General features: G+C 72.1%; 14 protein-coding genes. 10 read left to right on the forward strand and 4 right to left on the reverse strand.

From position 1 onward, the window contains the following. Positions 1-3 precede the first annotated feature (3 nt). A complete protein-coding gene (locus tag KME75_RS01100; protein WP_219412592.1) occupies positions 4-2,244 on the reverse strand; it encodes an acetate--CoA ligase family protein in 2,241 nt (746 codons plus the stop codon). Between the two features lie 166 nt (positions 2,245-2,410). On the opposite strand from KME75_RS01100, the gene KME75_RS01105 reads away from it, so the two are divergent. The 4 genes from KME75_RS01105 (at position 2,411) to KME75_RS01120 (ending at position 5,626) form a co-directional block, all read left to right on the forward strand. Further along, positions 2,411-3,259, forward strand: a complete 849-nt coding sequence (locus tag KME75_RS01105) for a MaoC/PaaZ C-terminal domain-containing protein (RefSeq protein ID WP_219412593.1) — start codon at positions 2,411-2,413, stop codon at positions 3,257-3,259. A gap of 24 nt (positions 3,260-3,283) precedes the next feature. After that, positions 3,284-4,468, forward strand: a complete 1,185-nt coding sequence (locus KME75_RS01110; protein WP_219412594.1) for a thiolase C-terminal domain-containing protein — start codon at positions 3,284-3,286, stop codon at positions 4,466-4,468. Then, the gene (locus KME75_RS01115; protein ID WP_219412595.1) at positions 4,468-4,866 is read left to right on the forward strand and encodes a Zn-ribbon domain-containing OB-fold protein; all 399 of its coding nucleotides are present in this window, start codon (positions 4,468-4,470) and stop codon (positions 4,864-4,866) included. Before KME75_RS01110 ends, KME75_RS01115 begins: the two co-directional genes overlap by 1 nt. 100 nt (positions 4,867-4,966) lie before the next feature. Beyond that, complete coding sequence (locus tag KME75_RS01120; protein ID WP_219412596.1) at positions 4,967-5,626, forward strand: TetR/AcrR family transcriptional regulator; 660 nt, start codon at positions 4,967-4,969, stop codon at positions 5,624-5,626. 240 nt (positions 5,627-5,866) lie between these two features. On the opposite strand, the gene KME75_RS01125 is transcribed toward KME75_RS01120, so the two are convergent. After that, entirely contained in the window at positions 5,867-7,036 is a 1,170-nt protein-coding gene (locus tag KME75_RS01125; RefSeq protein WP_219412639.1) for an acyl-CoA dehydrogenase family protein, read from the reverse strand. 207 nt (positions 7,037-7,243) lie between these two features. Here KME75_RS01125 and KME75_RS01130 point away from each other — a divergent pair, with 207 nt between their 5' ends. From KME75_RS01130 to KME75_RS01150, 5 genes are read left to right on the forward strand one after another with little or no spacing between them, the layout of a single operon-like run. Further along, entirely contained in the window at positions 7,244-8,278 is a 1,035-nt protein-coding gene (locus tag KME75_RS01130; protein ID WP_219412597.1) for an ABC transporter ATP-binding protein, read from the forward strand. After that, entirely contained in the window at positions 8,278-9,309 is a 1,032-nt protein-coding gene (locus tag KME75_RS01135; protein ID WP_219412598.1) for an ABC transporter ATP-binding protein, read from the forward strand. Before KME75_RS01130 ends, KME75_RS01135 begins: the two co-directional genes overlap by 1 nt. Beyond that, positions 9,302-10,249, forward strand: coding sequence for an ABC transporter permease (locus tag KME75_RS01140; RefSeq protein ID WP_219412599.1), 948 nt, complete (start codon positions 9,302-9,304; stop codon positions 10,247-10,249). Before KME75_RS01135 ends, KME75_RS01140 begins: the two co-directional genes overlap by 8 nt. 15 nt (positions 10,250-10,264) lie before the next feature. Continuing rightward, on the forward strand, positions 10,265-11,173 hold the full coding sequence (locus tag KME75_RS01145; protein ID WP_219412600.1) for an ABC transporter permease: 909 nt from the start codon (positions 10,265-10,267) through the stop codon (positions 11,171-11,173). A gap of 33 nt (positions 11,174-11,206) precedes the next feature. After that, complete coding sequence (locus KME75_RS01150) at positions 11,207-12,847, forward strand: ABC transporter substrate-binding protein (protein WP_219412601.1); 1,641 nt, start codon at positions 11,207-11,209, stop codon at positions 12,845-12,847. 51 nt (positions 12,848-12,898) lie between these two features. Here the strand turns inward: KME75_RS01150 and KME75_RS01155 are convergent, their stop codons facing one another. Next, on the reverse strand, positions 12,899-14,128 hold the full coding sequence (locus KME75_RS01155; RefSeq protein ID WP_219412602.1) for a mandelate racemase/muconate lactonizing enzyme family protein: 1,230 nt from the start codon (positions 14,126-14,128) through the stop codon (positions 12,899-12,901). Between the two features lie 193 nt (positions 14,129-14,321). Between KME75_RS01155 and KME75_RS01160 the strand changes: the two genes are divergently transcribed. Continuing rightward, positions 14,322-15,851: an Nramp family divalent metal transporter gene (locus tag KME75_RS01160; protein ID WP_219412603.1), complete on the forward strand. Its 1,530-nt coding sequence runs from the start codon at positions 14,322-14,324 to the stop codon at positions 15,849-15,851. Here the strand turns inward: KME75_RS01160 and KME75_RS01165 are convergent. Then, a complete protein-coding gene (locus tag KME75_RS01165; protein ID WP_219412640.1) occupies positions 15,781-16,704 on the reverse strand; it encodes a formylglycine-generating enzyme family protein in 924 nt (307 codons plus the stop codon). The genes KME75_RS01160 and KME75_RS01165 overlap by 71 nt on opposite strands. Between the last annotated feature and the right edge of the window lie 19 nt (positions 16,705-16,723).

The raw sequence follows: 16,723 nt of genomic DNA on the forward strand, positions 1-16,723 counted from the left end.
CGCTCACTCCCTCCCGCCCGTCACCACGAGCACGTCGAGTGCCGCCACCTGCGCGCCGTCCACCCACAACGGGTTGATCTCCACCGTCCGCAGTGCCGGGCCCAGCGACCGCGCACACTCGGCCAACCGGACGATCGCCTCGGCCACCGCGTCCACGTCGACGGGTCGCGTCCCGCGGGCCCCGGCCAGCACCGCGGCTCCGCGTAGCTCACCGAGCATCGCCACCACCTCCGCCGGGTGGATCGGCGCGTCCACCGGCAGCACCCGCAGGCTCACGTCGTGCAGCACCTCGATGAACACCCCGCCGAGCCCGACGGCGAGCACCGGCCCGAACGACGGGTCGACCGTGACGCCGACGAAGAGCTCGGTGCCGCCGGTGCGCATCGGGCTGACCAGCACGCCCTCGACGTCCGGCGTCGCGTCCCGGCCGGCGTCGAGCACGCGGGCGAACGCGGCCCGCACGGCCTCGGGTCCGGACACGTCCAGCGCGACGCCGCCGATGTCGGACTTGTGGGCGATGTCGGCCGAGCAGACCTTGAGCGCGACCGGCCCACCGAACCGCTCCGCGGCCGCGACGGCGGCGTCGGCGTCCGTGACGAGCTCGGCCGGGACGACGGGCACCCCGTTCGCCGCCGCGAGATCGCGGGCGCGGGCCTCCGACCAGGGTCCGTCGGGCAGCGGCCCGTCCACCGCCTGTCCGTCGAGCAGTGCCCCGCGCGCCGGGGGCGGCGGCGCCGCCCGGCCGCCGAGCACCCGCCGCGACTCGTGCCAGCGGATCGCGTGACCGATCGCCGTCATCCCGAACTCGATGCCGGCGACGAGGTGCAGGTCGTGCCGGTCGAGCAGCGAGCCGCCGTACTCGGACACGTCGCTGCAGGTGGCCGAGAAGTTCACGACCGGCACCGGCGAGCGGCCCATCGCGGCCGCGACGTCGGCGATCCGGCGCTCGGGCACCGACGGGTCCGGCGGCTGCGCCGCGGGCAGCGCGAGCATGTTGAACACGAAGTCCACGCCCGGGTCGGCCGCGACCGCGTTGAGCGCAGCGTCGCCGAGGTTGGCCTCCGCGGTGGTCCGGTCGGCGAGGATGACGCCGGTGACGTCGAGCGGGTTGCGCGCCGACGCGAACGGCGGCAGCACCTCCCGGAGCCGGGCGGTGGTCGCCTCGGCGAACTCGACGATCTCGATGCCCTCGTCGGCGCTGCGGTCGGCGATGATGTCGCAGGCCCCGCCGGACGCCGTGACCACGCCCATCCGCCTACCCGTGGGCGCCTGCCCCGACCCGAACAGGCCCGCGGTGATCAACAGCTCTTCGAGGCTCGAGACCCGGATGACGCCGAACTGCCGGAACGCCGCCGCCACGACCGCGTCGTCGCCCGCCACGGCGCCGGTGTGGGCGAGCGCCGCGGCCTGGCCGGCCGGGCTGCGCCCGACCTTGAGCGCGACGATCGGCTTGCCGACCTCCCGCGCCCGCTGCGCCAGCGCCGCGAACCGCTGCGGGTCGCGCACCGACTCGAGGAACAGGCCGATCACGCGGGTGTCGGCGTCCTCGACGAGGTGCTCGATCACGTCGGCTGCGGTGATGACGGCCTCGTTGCCCATCGAGGTGAGCAGCCTGATCCCGATGCCGTGCGCCCGGGCGAACGCGAGGACGTTGCTGGTGAGCGCACCGCTCTGCAGGACGATCCCGACGGGGCCGCGGCGCAGCGGCGGGGTGATGTGCAGGCCGAACGGAGCCACCCCGGCCTGTGCGTTGACGAAGCCGAGACAGTTCGGGCCGAGCAGGGTGATGTCGAGCTCCACGGCGCGGTCGACCAGCCGTCGCTCGAGCTCGCGGCCCTGCTCGCCGCCGCCGTCGCCGTAGCCCGACGCCAGGACGACGACATTGTGGATCCCGGCCGCTGCGGCGTCGGTGAGCACGGCCTCCACGGCGTGCGTGGGCGCCAGCACGAACGCCAGGTCGACGGGTTCGTCGAGCGCGCGCAGGCTCGGCACGGTGGCCCGGCCGAACGCCTCGGGACGGGTGGGGTGCACGAGCCGCAGCGGCCCGTCGAACCCGGACGTCGCGAGGCTCTCCATGATGAAACGGGCCCAGCCGGACCCGTCGGACGCCCCGACCAAGGCGACGCTGCGTGGGGCGAAGAACGACCGCAGCCGGTGTGGGGCGGCGAGCAGGCGGCGGGCCCGGTCGCGCTCCTCCCCTTCCCTCGCCACATCGAGCACCGCGACGTTGTCGGACTCCTCCATGCCGGTCCTCCCCGGTCTGAACCGCGATCCTAGAACCAGATTCTTCTATGAGAGCGCGCCGCCCGACTGCTGTCAACGGCCTTGACAGCGGCGGCGGACCTGCTTGAAGCTTCGTCCTAGAATCCTGTTCCAAGTTGCCCTGTATTGAGTCGCCTCGGGAGGCGCCATGGCACTGGACCACGCACTCGTGGGCGTCATGTCGGAACCGGTCGAGCGCTCGTGGGACTCCACCGCCGCGATCCTGTACGCCCTGGGCGTCGGGGCCGGCGCCGACGACCCGACCGCCGAGCTGGAGTTCACCACCGAGAACACCGCGGGCGTCGAGCAGCAGGTGCTGCCCACGTTCGGGGTGCTGGCGGCCGCCGCGCGCACCGGGCGCAGGCTGGGCGACTTCGACCCGGCGCGCCTGGTGCACGCCGAGCAGTCGCTCGAGCTGCACGCCCCGCTGCCGGTCGCGGCGACGGCGCAGGTGACCTCGCAGGTCACCGGGATCCACGACAAGGGCAAAGGCGCGCTCGTGACGAGCGAGAACGTCGCCGCCGTCGACGGCACGCCGCTGGTCACCACGCGCAGCGCCGTGTTCATCCGCGGCGAGGGCGGCTTCGGCGGCGAGCGTGGACCGTCCGACGAGTGGCGGCGCCCGGACGGGGCGCCGGACGAGCAGGTGCGCTACCGCACCCGCCCGGACCAGGCGCTGATCTACCGGCTGTCGGGCGACCGCAACCCGCTGCACGCCGACCCGGCGTTCGCCGCGCGCGGCGGCTTCGCCCGGCCGATCCTGCACGGGCTGTGCACCTACGGCTTCACCGGCCGCGCGCTCCTGCACGCGCTGTGCGGCTCGGACCCGAAACGGTTCGGGGCGATGTCGGGGCGTTTCAGCGCCCCGGTGCTCCCCGGCCAGGAGCTCGTCGTCTCCCTCTGGCGCGATCCCGACGGGCCCGACGACGCGCTGTTCCAGACCAGCACCGCCGACGGCACGGTCGTGATCGACCGCGGCCGGTTCCGACTCCGCTAGCCGTTCCTCACGACGGGAGACAGCATGGCACCGCGACGGGCGGCGATCGCCGGCATCCACGAGTACCCCCTGCGCCGGGCCCCCGGCGTCAGCAAGCTGCAGATCAAGGCCGAGTCGGCGGCCCGCGCGCTCGAGGACGCCGGGCTGACGTTCGCCGACGTCGACGCGCTTTACGACGCCGGCGAGACCGGCCCGATGTCCGGGCTCGCCGTCGCCGAGCACCTGGGGATCGAGCCCACGGTCGTCGACACGACGTCGGTGGGCGGCAGCTCCTACGAGTTCCACGCCGCGCACGCCGCGCGCGACATCGCCGCCGGCCGTGCCCGCGTGGCGCTGCTGACCTACGGCTCCACGGCCAAGAGCGAGTCGCGCGCCATCGGCACCGGGGCCCGTCCGATGACCGAACCGCTGCCGGGCGCGAACATGGAGGTCCCCTACGGGCTCCCGCTGATCGGCAACTACGCGCTGGTCGCCCAGCGGCACATGCACGAGTACGGCACCACCCCCGAGCAGCTCGCCGAGATCGCCGTCACCACCCGGGCGCACGCGGTGCGCAACCCGGAGGCGGTGACCGGGCTCGCCGACATCGGCATCCGCAACACCGGCGAGATCGGCGTCGACGACGTGCTGGGCTCCCGGATGGTCGCCGACCCGCTGCACCTGCTCGACTGCTGCCTCGTCACCGACGGCGGCGGGGCGGTGGTGATCGTCGGCGAGGACGTCGTCGCCGACACCCGCAAGCCCCCGGTCTGGATCCTGGGCAGCGGCGAGGCGCTGGCCTACCCGGGCAACGCCCGCGACATCACCACGAGCGCGGCGGCCGTGTCCGGCCCGATCGCGTTCGGCGAGGCGGGCGTGCGGCCCGAGGACGTCGACATCGCGATGATCTACGACTCGTTCACGATCACTGTGCTGACGCTGCTGGAGGACCTCGGCTTCGCGAAGAAGGGCGAGGGCGGCCCGTACGTCGAGGGCGGCCGGATGCGCTTCGACCGGCCCGGGGCACCCGCGCTCAACACCGACGGCGGCGGGCTGTCGTCCAACCACCCCGGGATGCGCGGGATCTTCCTGCTCCTCGAGGCGGCCCGGCAGCTGCGCGGCGAGTCGACCTCCCAGGTCGACGGGGCCCGCCTCGCCGTCGCCCACGGCAACGGGGGCCTGCTCGGCACCCGCCACGCCGCCGCCACCGTCGTGCTCGGAAGGGACTGATGACCATGGGCTCCCCCGCCGCCACCCGGCCGCTTCCCGCGCTCGACGAGGCCGACACCGGCCCGTTCTGGCGGGCGTGCGGCGAGCACCGGCTCACCTACCAGCGCACCGCCACCGGCGAGGTCGTCTTCTACCCGCGCCAGGGCGCCGGGGTGGAGACGCACGAGTCGGCGGGCCTGGGCACGATCTACACGTACACGGTGGTGCGCCAGCACGGGCACCCGTTCTTCCGGGCGCACGCGCCGTACGTGGTGGCCTATGTCGACCTGGACGAGGGCTTCCGGATCCTCGCCGAGGTCGACAGCGATCCCGACGCTGTGCGGATCGGGCAGCGGGTACAGGTCGCGTGGGAGGACCACGACGGCGTCGCCGTGCCGATCTTCCGCGCGGTGTCGTAGCAACCGGGCAGGGTCGGCCCGGCCGGGTCGCGAGCACGCTGGCACCATCGGTCTCCCGTTCGCGAGCGGCCGGACGGTCGGGAGGGCTCTAGGAGGCGCCGTGGCTACACGGAACATCGGCCGCGGGCGGAGCGCGGGCCGGCAGTGGGGCAGCACCGAGCAGACCCGCTCGCAGCTGCTCGACGCCGCCCGCGTGGTCTTCGCGCAGCGCGGCTTCGCGGAGGCGAGCGTCTCCGACGTCGTCGACCGGGCGGGCTCCAGCGTCGGCAGCCTGTACCACCACTTCGGCGGCAAGAGCGAGCTGTTCACCGCCCTGTGGGAGCGCTACCGCGACGAGCAGCACGACATCGCCGCGAGCGCCGTCGCCGACGCGAAGGACAGCGGGGTGACCGACCCCTTCGAGCTGTTCGAGGCCGGCGCCCGCGCCTACCTGAGCGCCACCTGGCCCAACCGCGACCTGGTGAAGCTCATCCACGACGGCGACACCCCACCCGGCTTCCAGCGGCTGCTGCGCCAGAGCGGCAAGGAGTGGGTGAAGTCGAACTTCCGCCTGCTGGGCGCCGCCGAGAACAAGCCGGTGAACCGGGTGCTCGTCGCCCTGCTCACCAGCTTCATGGGCGAGGCCCGGCGCGAGATCGCCTCGGCCCGCTCGGCGAAGGAGGCCAAGCAGCTGTCCGAGGCGATGATGGACGTGCTGCACCGCATGCGCGCGGTCATCGAGGCCGACCTGTTCGCCGAGACGCCGGCCCCGACCCCCTGACGCGAACAGCCCGGACCCGCCCTCGCCGCCATGCCCCCCGGCTTCCGCCGATGCCCCCCGTCGACGGGGCGCACGGGCCGACTCGAGGCGCACGGCCGCCGGGGACGCGGGCCGGAAGCCGCCGGACACGCCGACCCGGCCATGCCCCCCAATTCCGCCGATGCGCCCCGCTTCCGCCGATGCCCCCCGTCGACGGGGCGCATGGGCCGACGCGGGGCGCATCGACGCCCGGGCGCGCGCTCAGTCGCCGATCACGCCCAGCTTGGCGTGGCCCTTGATGAGGTTGCGGGCGATGGTGCGGCGCTGGATCTCGTCGGTGCCCTCGAAGATGCGCAGGAGCCGCAGCTCGCGGTACCAGCGCTCCACCGGCAGCTCCTTGGTGTAGCCCATGCCGCCGTGGATCTGCAGCACGCGGTCCACCACCTGGTTGGCCATGACGGCCCCGTTGAGCTTCGCGATGGACGACGCGTGCCGGGCGTCCAGCCCCCGCCCCACCCGCCACGCGGCATAGAGCGTGAGCCACTTGGCCGACTCGATCTCCACCTGGGAGTCGGCGATCTGCCACTGGATCGCCTGGTAGTCGGCGATCTTGTGGCCCATCGACTCGCGGATCTTCGCGTACTCGATCGCCATCCCGAGCAGCCGCTCCGCCGCTCCGACGGCACGGGCCGGGATCATGAACCGGCCCTGTCCGATCCAGCGCATCGCCAGGTCGAAGCCCCTGCCGACCTCGCCGAGCACGTTCGCCGCGGGCACGCGGACGTCCTCGAAGCTGAGCGCGGCCGGGCCCCACTGCCCCATCGTCGGGATCGGGGAGGACTTCCAGCCCATGTCGCGGTCGACGAGGAAGCAGGTGATCCCGCCGTCGGCGCCCTTGTCCGGGTCGGTCACCGCGAACACCATGCAGAAGTCGGCCTCGTTGCCGCCGGTGATGAACGTCTTCTCGCCGTTGATCACCCAGTCGTCGCCGCTGCGGACGGCGCGGCTGCGGATGTTGCGGGCGTCCGACCCCGCTCCGGGCTCGGTGATCGCGAAGCAGGAGCGGCGTTCCCCGGCGATCGTAGGCAGCAGGTAGGCCTGCTTCTGCTCCTCGTTGGCGCCGTAGAGGATGTTGTCGGCGCTGCCGCCGAAGCTGAACGGCACGAAGGTGCGGCCGACCTCCATCGCCAGGATCGCGCTCATCACCGGCCCGAGGGCGATGCCCCCGTACTCCTCCGGGGTGTTGATGCCCCAGAACCCCGCCCGGCGAGCCTTCTCCTGCAGCTCGCGGACCACGTCGTGGTCGAGTCCCGGTAGGCCGGCGCGCTCGTTGCGCAGGACCTCGTCCTCCAGCGGCATGACCTCGCGCTCGACGAAGGTCCGGATCGTGTCACGGATCTGCCGCTCCTCGTCACCCAGCGAGAAGTCGATCATTTTTCCTCCGAGTTTCATTCTGGAACGAGGTTCTACGACGGCAGAGTCGCGCGCTCCGGCCCGTTGTGTCAAGCGCACAGGACATGCGACCGAGCCTTGACATCTCCGGTGGCAGACATCACGCTCTGACCCAGTTCTAGAGCATGGTTCTAGCCGTTGCCGCTGAAACTACGTGAGCGCACCGAGCCCCAACGAGGAGGCTGCGTGGACTCCGCACCCCTGCTCCAGGTCGAGGATCTCCGGGTCGAATTCGCGACGGCCGACGGCGCCGTCGAGGCCGTCAGCGGCGTCAACTTCGCGGTCGCCGCCAACCAGACGGTGGCCGTGGTCGGAGAGTCCGGCTCCGGCAAGAGCGTCACCGCGCTGGCGGTGCTGCAGCTGCTCGACGGCGGCCGGATCAGCGGCGGCCGAGTGCTGTGGGAGGACCGCGACCTCGCCGGCATGGACCGCGCCGGGATGCGGCGAATCCGCGGCAACGACATCGCGATGATCTTCCAGGACCCGATGACGTCGCTGGACCCGCTCTACACGGTGGGGCACCAGATCGTCGAGGCCATCCGGCTGCACCGGAAGGTCTCCAAGCGGGCGGCGCGGGAGCGCGCCGTCGAGCTGCTCGAGCAGGTCGGCATCCCCGACCCGCGCTCGCGCGTCGACGCCTACCCGCACCAGCTCTCCGGCGGCCAGCGGCAGCGCGTGATGATTGCGATCGCGATCGCCTGTTCGCCGCGGCTGCTGATCGCCGACGAGCCGACGACCGCGCTGGATGTCACCATCGAGGCCCAGGTCCTCGAGCTGCTGCGGAACCTGCAACGCGAGTACGAGACCGCACTGCTGCTGGTCACCCACGACGTCGGCGTCGTGGCCGAGATGGCCGACTGGGTCGTGGTCTTCTACGCCGGGCAGGTCGTCGAGCAGGGTCCGACCGCGCAGGTGCTCGGCGACCCCCGCCACCCCTACACCGCCGCGCTGCTCGCCGCCGTGCCGTCGCCCACCACCGACAAGGCACTGCCGCTCGCCGCGATCGGCGGTGCGGTACCAGGGCTGCGCGACATGCCCTCGGGCTGCCGGTTCCACCCGCGCTGCTCCCGCGCCTGGGACGACTGCACGCACACCGAACCCGCCCTGTACGCGCTGCCCGGCGGCCGGCAGAGCCGGTGCCTGCTGCAGCACCCCGACCGCAGTCCCGCTGATGAGACCGCCGGCGAGCTCGCGGGCACGGCCGGACGGGAGAGCGCCTGATGTCGACGGTTGCCGAGCAGGCAGGCGGATCCCTCCCGACGGCGAACAGCGACGTGCTCGAGGTCCGCGACCTGGTGAAGCACTTCCCCATCACCCGCGGCCTGCTGCGGCGCACGGTGGGCCACGTCCGCGCCGTCGACGGCGTCTCGTTCCGGATCGGGGCAGGCGAGACGGTCGGGCTCGTCGGGGAGTCGGGCTCGGGGAAGTCGACGGTGGCGCGCCTGGTGCTGCGGCTGCTCGACCGGACCAGCGGGAGCATCCGCTTCGAGGGCCGGGAGCTCACCGGGCTGCGGTCGCGGGAGATGATGCCGCTGCGGCGGCGGATGCAGATCATCTTCCAGGACCCGGTGAGCTCGTTCGACCCGCGCATGACGATCCTCGCGGTGATCAGCGAGCCGCTCGAGGCGCACGGCATGACCGACCGGCGGGTCAACCGCCGCCGCGCCGCGGAGTTGCTCGAGCTCGTCGGCCTCTCGGCCGGCGACCTCGACAAGTACCCCCACCAGTTCTCGGGCGGGCAGGCGCAGCGCATCGGGATCGCGCGGGCGCTGGCCACCGACCCGCGGCTGCTGGTCTGCGACGAGGCCGTGAGCGCGCTCGACGTCTCGGTGCAGGCGCAGGTGCTCAACCTGCTGCGGTCGCTGCAGCGCGAGCTCGGCCTGTCGTACCTGTTCATCGCGCACGACCTCAACGTGGTGCGCTACATCTCCGACCGGATCTGCGTGATGTACCTGGGCCAGGTCGTCGAGCAGGGCCCGGCCGACGCGCTGCTGGCGGACCCGCGCCACCCCTACACCCAGACGCTCGCCGCGGCGATCGCCTCCGCCGACCCCGCCGTGGCCCGCGCGGGCGGCCGCCACGTCGTGCGCGGCGAGATCCCCAGCCCGAGCGCTCCCCCGCCGGGCTGCCGGTTCCACACGCGCTGCCCGTCGGCGTTCGACCTGTGCCGCACCACGGCGCCGGAGTCGGTCGCGGCGGGACCGGACCGCCTCGCGTCGTGCCACCTGCTGACGGGAGCCGACCGTGGCTGAGTACGTCCTCCGGCGCGCGCTCTACGGCCTGCTCGTCGTCGCGCTCGTCACCGTGTTCGTGTTCCTCACGCTGCGGCTCATCCCCGGTGACGCCGTGCGGCTGCAGCTGGCCGACGCACCCGGCGTCAGCGAGGAGCAGGTGGCCGAGCTCGCCGCGCAGCTGGGCCTGGACCAGCCCCTGCTCACCCAGCTCGGCACGTTCGTCGCCGACGCGTTCCGCGGCGACTTCGGCACGTCGTTCCAGAGCCAGGAACCGGTCACCGCGCTCATCGCCGAGCGGCTGCCGATCACGCTGCAGCTCGGGGTGATGGCCATCCTCGTGAGCATCCTCGCCGGGGTGCCGCTCGGGCTGCTCGCGGCGATCCGGCAGAACAGCTGGCTCGACCAGAGCCTGCGGGTCGTGTCCGTCGCCGGGCTGTCGATCCCGAACTTCTGGCTGGGCCTGCTCCTGGTCACCTACCTCGCGCTGTGGTTCGGCTGGTCGCCGCCGCTGGTGTACCGCACCCCGACCGAGGATCTCGGCAGCAACCTCGTGCACATGGCGCTGCCGGCGATCGCCCTGGGCGTGGCCGGCATGGCGGCGATCGCCCGGATGCTGCGCTCATCGCTGCTGGAGGTGCTGCGGTCGCCGTTCGTGCGCACCGTGCGGGCCAAGGGCGCATCGGAGCGCATCGTGTTCACCCACGCCGTGCGCAACTCGCTCGTGCCGGTGTTCACCCTGATCGGCCTGCAGGTCGGCGGCATCCTCGGCGGCACCGTCATCCTCGAGTCGATCTTCGCCATCCCCGGGATGGGCATGCTGATCTTCGAGTCGGTGCAGCTGCGGGACTACCCGGTCGTGCTGGGCTGCGTGGTCGTCTACGGCGCCGTGTTCGTGCTGGTCAACCTCGTGGTCGACCTGCTCTACGGCGTGATCGACCCGCGGATCCGGTACGCGTGAGGAGGGAGACCGATCATGAGTGAGCTCGGACTCGCCGGCCGCGCACCCGCGGCCGCCGCCCCCGTCGGACGTCGCAGGACGGGCAACCGCAGCCTGGGCAGGCTGGTGCGCACGCAGCCGCTGGGCGCGGTGGCACTCGCCCTGATCACCCTGTTCGTGCTGGCGGCGATCCTCGCCCCGGTGATCGCGCCCTACGACCCGGTGGCCCAGCAGCGCGAGCACTTCCTGCAGCTGCCGAACGCGCAGTTCCTCATGGGCACCGACGACCTCGGCCGCGACATCTTCAGCCGCGTGCTCTACGGGGCCCGCACCTCGCTGCTGGTCTCGGTGGCGACGCTCGCCGCGGGCGGCGCCGCCGGGATCGCGATCGGGGTGCTGTCGGGCTACTTCGGCGGCAGCTGGATCGACACCGCACTGCAGCGGGTGATGGACACCCTGATGGCCATTCCCGGGATCGTGCTGCTGCTGTTCATCGCCGCGCTGCTCGGCCCGAGCGTGCGGAACACGATCATCGCGCTGAGCCTGCTCGTCATCCCCTCGTTCAACCGCGTGGCCCGTGGCGAGATGCTGCGGATCCGCGAGGAGCTCTACATCGAGTCGGCGAAGGCCAGCGGCTGCAGCACGTGGCGCATCCTGCGCCGGCACGGCCTGCCCAACCTCATGGCCCCGCTGCTCGTCGTGACGAGCCTGCTGTTCGCCATCGTCATCATCGCCGAGTCCGCACTGAGCTTCCTCGGGATCGGCACCCCGCCGCCCACCCCCTCCTGGGGCGCCATGCTCAGCGAGGGCTCGCGGTACATGGAGATCGCCCCGTGGATGGTCGTGTTCCCCGGCGGCGTCCTCACCGTGGCCGTCCTCGCCTTCAACCTGCTCGGCGACGCGCTGCGCGACTTCTTCGACCCGAAGCAAGGCCCCAGGAAGTAAGTCCCCCGACTCCGCTGAGCACCAGGAGCCCAGATGAGGACCCGTCTCCAGCTCGTCGTCACGCTCATCGCCGTGGCGCTGCTCGGCAGCGCCTGCTTCTCACCACCGGGAGGGGAGCCCGCACTGTCCGGGGCCGCTCCGCAGCAGGACGCCGGCCCGCCGCAGCCGGGCGGGATCTTCCGCTATGCGCTGCCGTCGGACGCCCGCTCCCTCGACCCGCACGCCCAGTCGTCGTTCAACACCCACGTCGCGGTCGGCGCCACCTACAGCAAGCTGGTCGACTACAAGACCGGCCCCGACATCCCCTACGGCTCCTCCGAGCTGGAGGGCGATCTCGCCGAGAGCTGGGAGACCTCGGAGGACGGGCGCACCTGGACGTTCCAGCTGCGTGAAGGCGTCCGGTTCCACGACGTGGCGCCGGTCAACGGGCGCGAGTTCACCGCCGACGACGTGCTGTGCACCATGCAGCGCATCCGGGAGCTGCCCGGGCACCAGCTCAACCTGATCAGCATGGTGGAGGAGATCACCGCTCCCGACCCCTACACCGTGGAGTTCCGGCTGAGCGAGCCGTACGCGGAGTTCGACACCAACCTGGCCAACCACTTCATGTGGATCCTGCCGTGTGAGGCGACCCGCGGGGAGTTCGACGTCTCCACGCAGGCCATCGGGACCGGCCCGTTCGTCCTCGAGACGTGGGAGCGCGACCGCGAGCGCGTGCTCACCGCCCACCCGAACTACTACGAGGAGGGCAAGCCCTACCTGGACGGCATGCACGTCTCGATCGTGCCGGACCAGGCCGCGGCCATTGCGGCGCTGCGCACCGGCCAGATCGACTTCCTCAGCGCGCTGTCGACGGACAAGGCGCAGGTCGAGCGGCTCCTCGCGGAGAACCCGGGGCTCTTCCTCCGGGAGGAGCAGGGCCTGACCCAGGTGCGGATCTACATGAACCAGGAGGCCGAGCCGTTCGACGACCCGCGGGTGCGTCGCGCCGTCGCGCTGGCCATCGACCGGGAGGGGATGATGTCGGCGATCCGCTCCGGTGGCTCCCTCACCGGCCCGGTGACGCCCACGCTGTTCGGCGGGCTCCCCGCGGAGCGCAGCGCGGAGCTGCAGCCCTACGACCCGGAGCGGGCCAAGCAACTGCTGGCCGAGGCCGGCTTCCCCGACGGGTTCAGCGTCCGGATGATCCTCACCGACGGCTACGGCGAGACGGTCGTGCGCGAGGCCCAGTGGGCGCAGCAGGACCTCGCCAAGGTCGGCATCCAGGTCGAGCTGGACGTGCAGGACTATGCCACGTACTTCACCGAGAGCTGGGCGAAGCAGAACTACCAGCTGGGCTTCGGCCTGCAGACCCCGATGCTGTCGGCCGACGAGTTCCTCAGCACCGAGTGGGCCTCCGACGGGGCCCGCAACTGGTACGGCATCAACGACCCCGAACTCGACCGCATGATCACCGAGCAGCGGGGCATGCTCGACGAGGCCGCGCGGGAGCAGGCGCTGCTCGACATCCAGCGCTACATCGTCGAGAACGTCTCCAACCCGGTGCCGCTCTACGTCTACGACAGCCAGACGCTCACGGCACCGCACGTGCACGGGGCCTACCCGCACCCGGAGTACGGCCAGCGGGACATGCGCAATGTGTGGCTCGGACCGGAGGCACCCGGCCGGGAGTGAGGGCAGCGGGGGCCCGCAGCACCGACCGCGGTGCTGCGGGCCCCTTCGCCGTCAGGGCGGCGAATGGGCACGCGACACCCGGCGCACCCACGTGTCGGGAGGGAGGTCCTCCCGGAGTCTGACGCCGTGGCCCGGCTCGCCACCGGGCGAGATGTGGCCGTCCTCGACGACCGGCACCCCGACGACGAGCTCGCGGTACCAGGTGCGGAGGAACGCGCGCACCGTCTCCTGGACGAGCCCGTTCGGCTGGCTGGTCACGAGGTGGGTCGAGCAGGCCAGCGTGACCGGGCCGGTGCAGTCGTGCGGGGCGACGGGGACCGCGTAGGCGTCGGCCATCGTGGCGATCTTGCGGGCCTCGGTCAGGCCGCCGGTCCACTGGAGGTCCATCGTGGCGACGTCGACGGCTCCGGACTCGAGCAGCGGCTGGAACCCGCGCCTGCCGACGCAGGTCTCGCCGGTGGCGATCGGCAGGTCGACGTTCGCGGCGAGCCGGGCGAAGGCGTCGGTGGCGTCGGACCGGAGCGGGTCCTCCACCCAGTAGGGCTGGTACGGGACGAGTGCCTGCATGATCTTCTCGGCGGCCGGGCGGTGCCACAGGCCGTGCAGCTCGATCATGAGTGACATCCCGAGCCCGACCTCCTCGCGGACCGCCTCCACGATGCCGATGGCCTCGGCGAGCGCGTCGGCGGAGATGTCCGTGCCGTTGGTGCGCTCGGCCTCCAGGTCGAACGGCCAGATCTTCATGCCGCGGATGCCTTCGTCCCACAGCGACCGGGCGAGCTCACGCGGCCTCCGGAGGAAGCCGTCGAGATCCTCCAGGTTCTCGGTGGGCGGCAGCTGCGCCGACGACCCCTGGTCCGGGAGCAGCCCCCAGTTGTCGGACGACTGGCGTGCGGCGTCGCGGATGTAGCCCAAGCCGGCACAGGTGTTGTAGACGGGCATCGGCGTGCGGACGGGCCCACCCAGCAGCCGGGTGAGCGGCAGCCCGGCGGCCTTGCCGAGCAGGTCCCACAGCGCGAAGTCGATCGCGCCGTTCCCGCGGGTCTCGGCTCCCGCTCCCTGGAAGCCCATGTAGGGGGTGAGGGTCCGCGCGCAGAGCTCCGGCGACACGTCCGGCATCGCAAACAGGACCTCGGCCGTCTCGTGCAGGTAGGCGTCCACGGCGGGGACGCCGTTGAACGCCTCACCGAGCCCGACCAGGCCGTCGTCGGTCCGCAGCTCGACGAAGAGCAGGTTGGGGTGCATCGGTGTGCGGACGGTCTCCAGCTCGACGATCCTCACGGCGTTCGCTCCCTCTGTCGGCCCGATCGGGGTTTGCCCGATCGTGACCGTGTCATGCCGGCCCGGTGTTGACGGCCCGGCGCGCGAGCCCTTGACTGACGTGCATCGTCCGGGGTGGCACAAGGTCACACGCAAAGCCGCTGCCGGCCGCCGTGACGCGCCGACCCGGCTTTTGCGGGAGGGACAGGGACCGATGGCGACACCGACGAACCCGAATGCCGGCCGGAGCGGCTTCGCGCTGCCCAGCAAACATCTTCCCGCGGTCGCGGTCCGGGACCTGCCCGAGCCACCCGTGCAGACCTGGAAGATCATCGGACCCGGTGTCGTCGGCGCCGGGATCGGGCTGGCGTCCGGCGAGTTCATCCTCTGGCCCTACATCGCCTCACAGATCGGCCTGGTCTTCCTCTGGGGCGCAGCGGTGGGCGTGCTGACCCAGTGGTTCATCAACATGGAGATCGAGCGCTACACCCTCGCCACCGGCGAGACCGCGCTGACCGGGTTCAGCCGGATGTGGCGGCACTGGGGCCTCGTCTTCGTGGTGATGACCTACTTCGCGAACCTGTGGCCCGGCTGGGCGACGAGCTCCGCGGCGTTGTTCACCTACCTCTTCGGCGGCGGCGACGTCAACCTCATCGCGATCGTCATGCTGCTCGTGATCGGGGCGGCGCTGACGCTCGCGCCGGTGGTCTACATCGTGGTCGAGCGCGTGATCTTCCTGAAGGTCGCGGCGATCGTCGTGTTCGTCGTCATCGCCGCCGTCTTCGCCATCACCGCCGCCACCTGGCAGAGCCTGCCGAGCGCCGTGACGAGCTTCGGTCAGGTACCGGCCGAGGAGCTCGGGTTCGCACTCGTGCTCGGGGCCGTCGTCTTCGCCGGAGCCGGCGGCGGGCAGAACCTGTGTCAGAGCAACTGGATCCGCGACAAGGGCTTCGGCATGGGCGCCCACATCCCGCGGCTGGTGAGCCCCGTGACGGGTCAGGAGGAGGCGGCTCCCTCGACCGGCTTCGTGTTCGAGACCGACGAGGAGAACCTCTCGCGGTGGCGCCGCTGGTGGCGGTTCGCCAACTGGGAGCAGATGCTCACGGTCCCGGTCATCACGGTGTTCACGATCGCGTTCATGTCGATGCTCGCCGCGTCCACCGTGTTCGGCCGCGACGACGTCCCCAACGGCATCGGCTTCCTCGACATCGAGGCGCAGGTGCTCGGTGACACCGTGGGTCCCTGGTTCGGGGCGCTCTTCCTCGTCATCGGCGCCTTCTCCCTCCTCGCGGCCGCCATGGGCATCGTCGACTACACCAGCAGGCTCGCGGCCGACCAGCTCAAGACCTCGTACCTGCGCAACTCCACGATCAGCGAGAGCAAGATCTACTTCGCGCTGGTGTGGGGCCTGGTGCTGATCGGGATCGTCGTGCTCCTGGCCGGCCTCGACCAGCCGCTCGTCCTGCTGGTGATCTCGGCCTGCGTCGGTGGCGGGATGATGTTCATCTACTCGATCCTGCTGCTGGTCCTCAACCGGCGGGCGTTGCCCGCGCCACTGAAGATCCGCTCCTACCGGATCGCCGCACTGGTGTGGTCCATCCTGCTGTTCGGCGTGCTGTCGGTCATCACGGTGATCGAGCAGGGGCAGAAGCTGGCGGGTAGCTGGCCACGGCTCAGGTGGCCGCGGTGCGGAAGCCGCAGTTCCCGCTGCTCGACCCGGGCGTGTTCGCGCTGCGGGCGCTGACCCGGTAGCGGTGGCAGTAGGAGTCGTGGCACAGGTACGAGCCGCCGCGCATGACGCGGCGCTCCCCCGTCGACGGCCCCGGTGGCGCCGACCGGGGTGACTCCGCGTAGTAGGTCGGGGAGAACCGGTCTGCACACCACTCCCAGACGTTGCCGCTCGCGCCGTGCAGGTCGTAGCCGTTGGGCGGGTAGCTGTCGGCGGGCGCGGTGGCGAACCACCCGTCCTCGCCGGTGTTGCGGGTGGGGAACCGGCCCTGCCAGATGTTGCAGTGCCACTGCCCGTCGGGGGTGAGCTCGTCGCCCCAGGGGAAGCGGCGCCCGGCGGCCCCGCCGCGGGCTGCGTACTCCCATTCGGCCTCCGTCGGCAGCCTCCGGCCCGCCCACGTGCAGTAGGCCATGGCGTCGTGCCAGGAGACGTGGACGACGGGGTGGTCGTCCAGCCCGGTGGGGTCGGTGAGCGGGCCGTAGGGACGCCGCCAGCCCGCGCCCGCCACCTCCAGCCACCACGGGGCCGCCGGTGACGCGCCGAGCACGTGCTCGCGCCGGGCCGCGACCGCGAGGTGGAACACCGCGGACGAGCCGGCCCGTTCGGCCTCGGTCCGGTAGCCGGTGTCGGCGACGAACGACGCGAACGCCGCCACCGTGACCGGCGTGCGGTCGATCCGGAACGCGGGCAGTTCGACCTCGTGCACCGGCGTCTCGCCGTCGGCCGGGTAGCCCTCGCAGAAATGGTCGCCCATCGCGAAGACCCCGGCCGGAACGGCCACGTCGTCGTGCACCGGGGGCCGGGCCGCCGGCCGCACCGGCGCGGGATCGGGCATGCCGGCGCGGGTACCGCCACAGCACTCCCCCATGCCCGTCACCTCCTTGACA

Source organism: Pseudonocardia nigra, assembly GCF_019396355.1.
Lineage (GTDB): Bacteria > Actinomycetota > Actinomycetes > Mycobacteriales > Pseudonocardiaceae > Pseudonocardia > Pseudonocardia nigra.

Bases quoted from the DNA above. Each gene is read 5' to 3' on its own strand.
- KME75_RS01135 (WP_219412598.1), top strand. From the start codon at position 8,278: ATGTCGACGGTTGCCGAGCAGGCAGGCGGATCCCTCCCGACGGCGAAC.
- KME75_RS01160 (WP_219412603.1), top strand. From the start codon at position 14,322: ATGGCGACACCGACGAACCCGAATGCCGGCCGGAGCGGCTTCGCGCTG.
- KME75_RS01115 (WP_219412595.1), top strand. From the start codon at position 4,468: ATGACCATGGGCTCCCCCGCCGCCACCCGGCCGCTTCCCGCGCTCGAC.
- KME75_RS01100 (WP_219412592.1), bottom strand. From the start codon at position 2,244: ATGGAGGAGTCCGACAACGTCGCGGTGCTCGATGTGGCGAGGGAAGGG.
- KME75_RS01110 (WP_219412594.1), top strand. From the start codon at position 3,284: ATGGCACCGCGACGGGCGGCGATCGCCGGCATCCACGAGTACCCCCTG.
- KME75_RS01150 (WP_219412601.1), top strand. From the start codon at position 11,207: ATGAGGACCCGTCTCCAGCTCGTCGTCACGCTCATCGCCGTGGCGCTG.
- KME75_RS01165 (WP_219412640.1), bottom strand. From the start codon at position 16,704: ATGGGGGAGTGCTGTGGCGGTACCCGCGCCGGCATGCCCGATCCCGCG.
- KME75_RS01145 (WP_219412600.1), top strand. From the start codon at position 10,265: ATGAGTGAGCTCGGACTCGCCGGCCGCGCACCCGCGGCCGCCGCCCCC.
- KME75_RS01105 (WP_219412593.1), top strand. From the start codon at position 2,411: ATGGCACTGGACCACGCACTCGTGGGCGTCATGTCGGAACCGGTCGAG.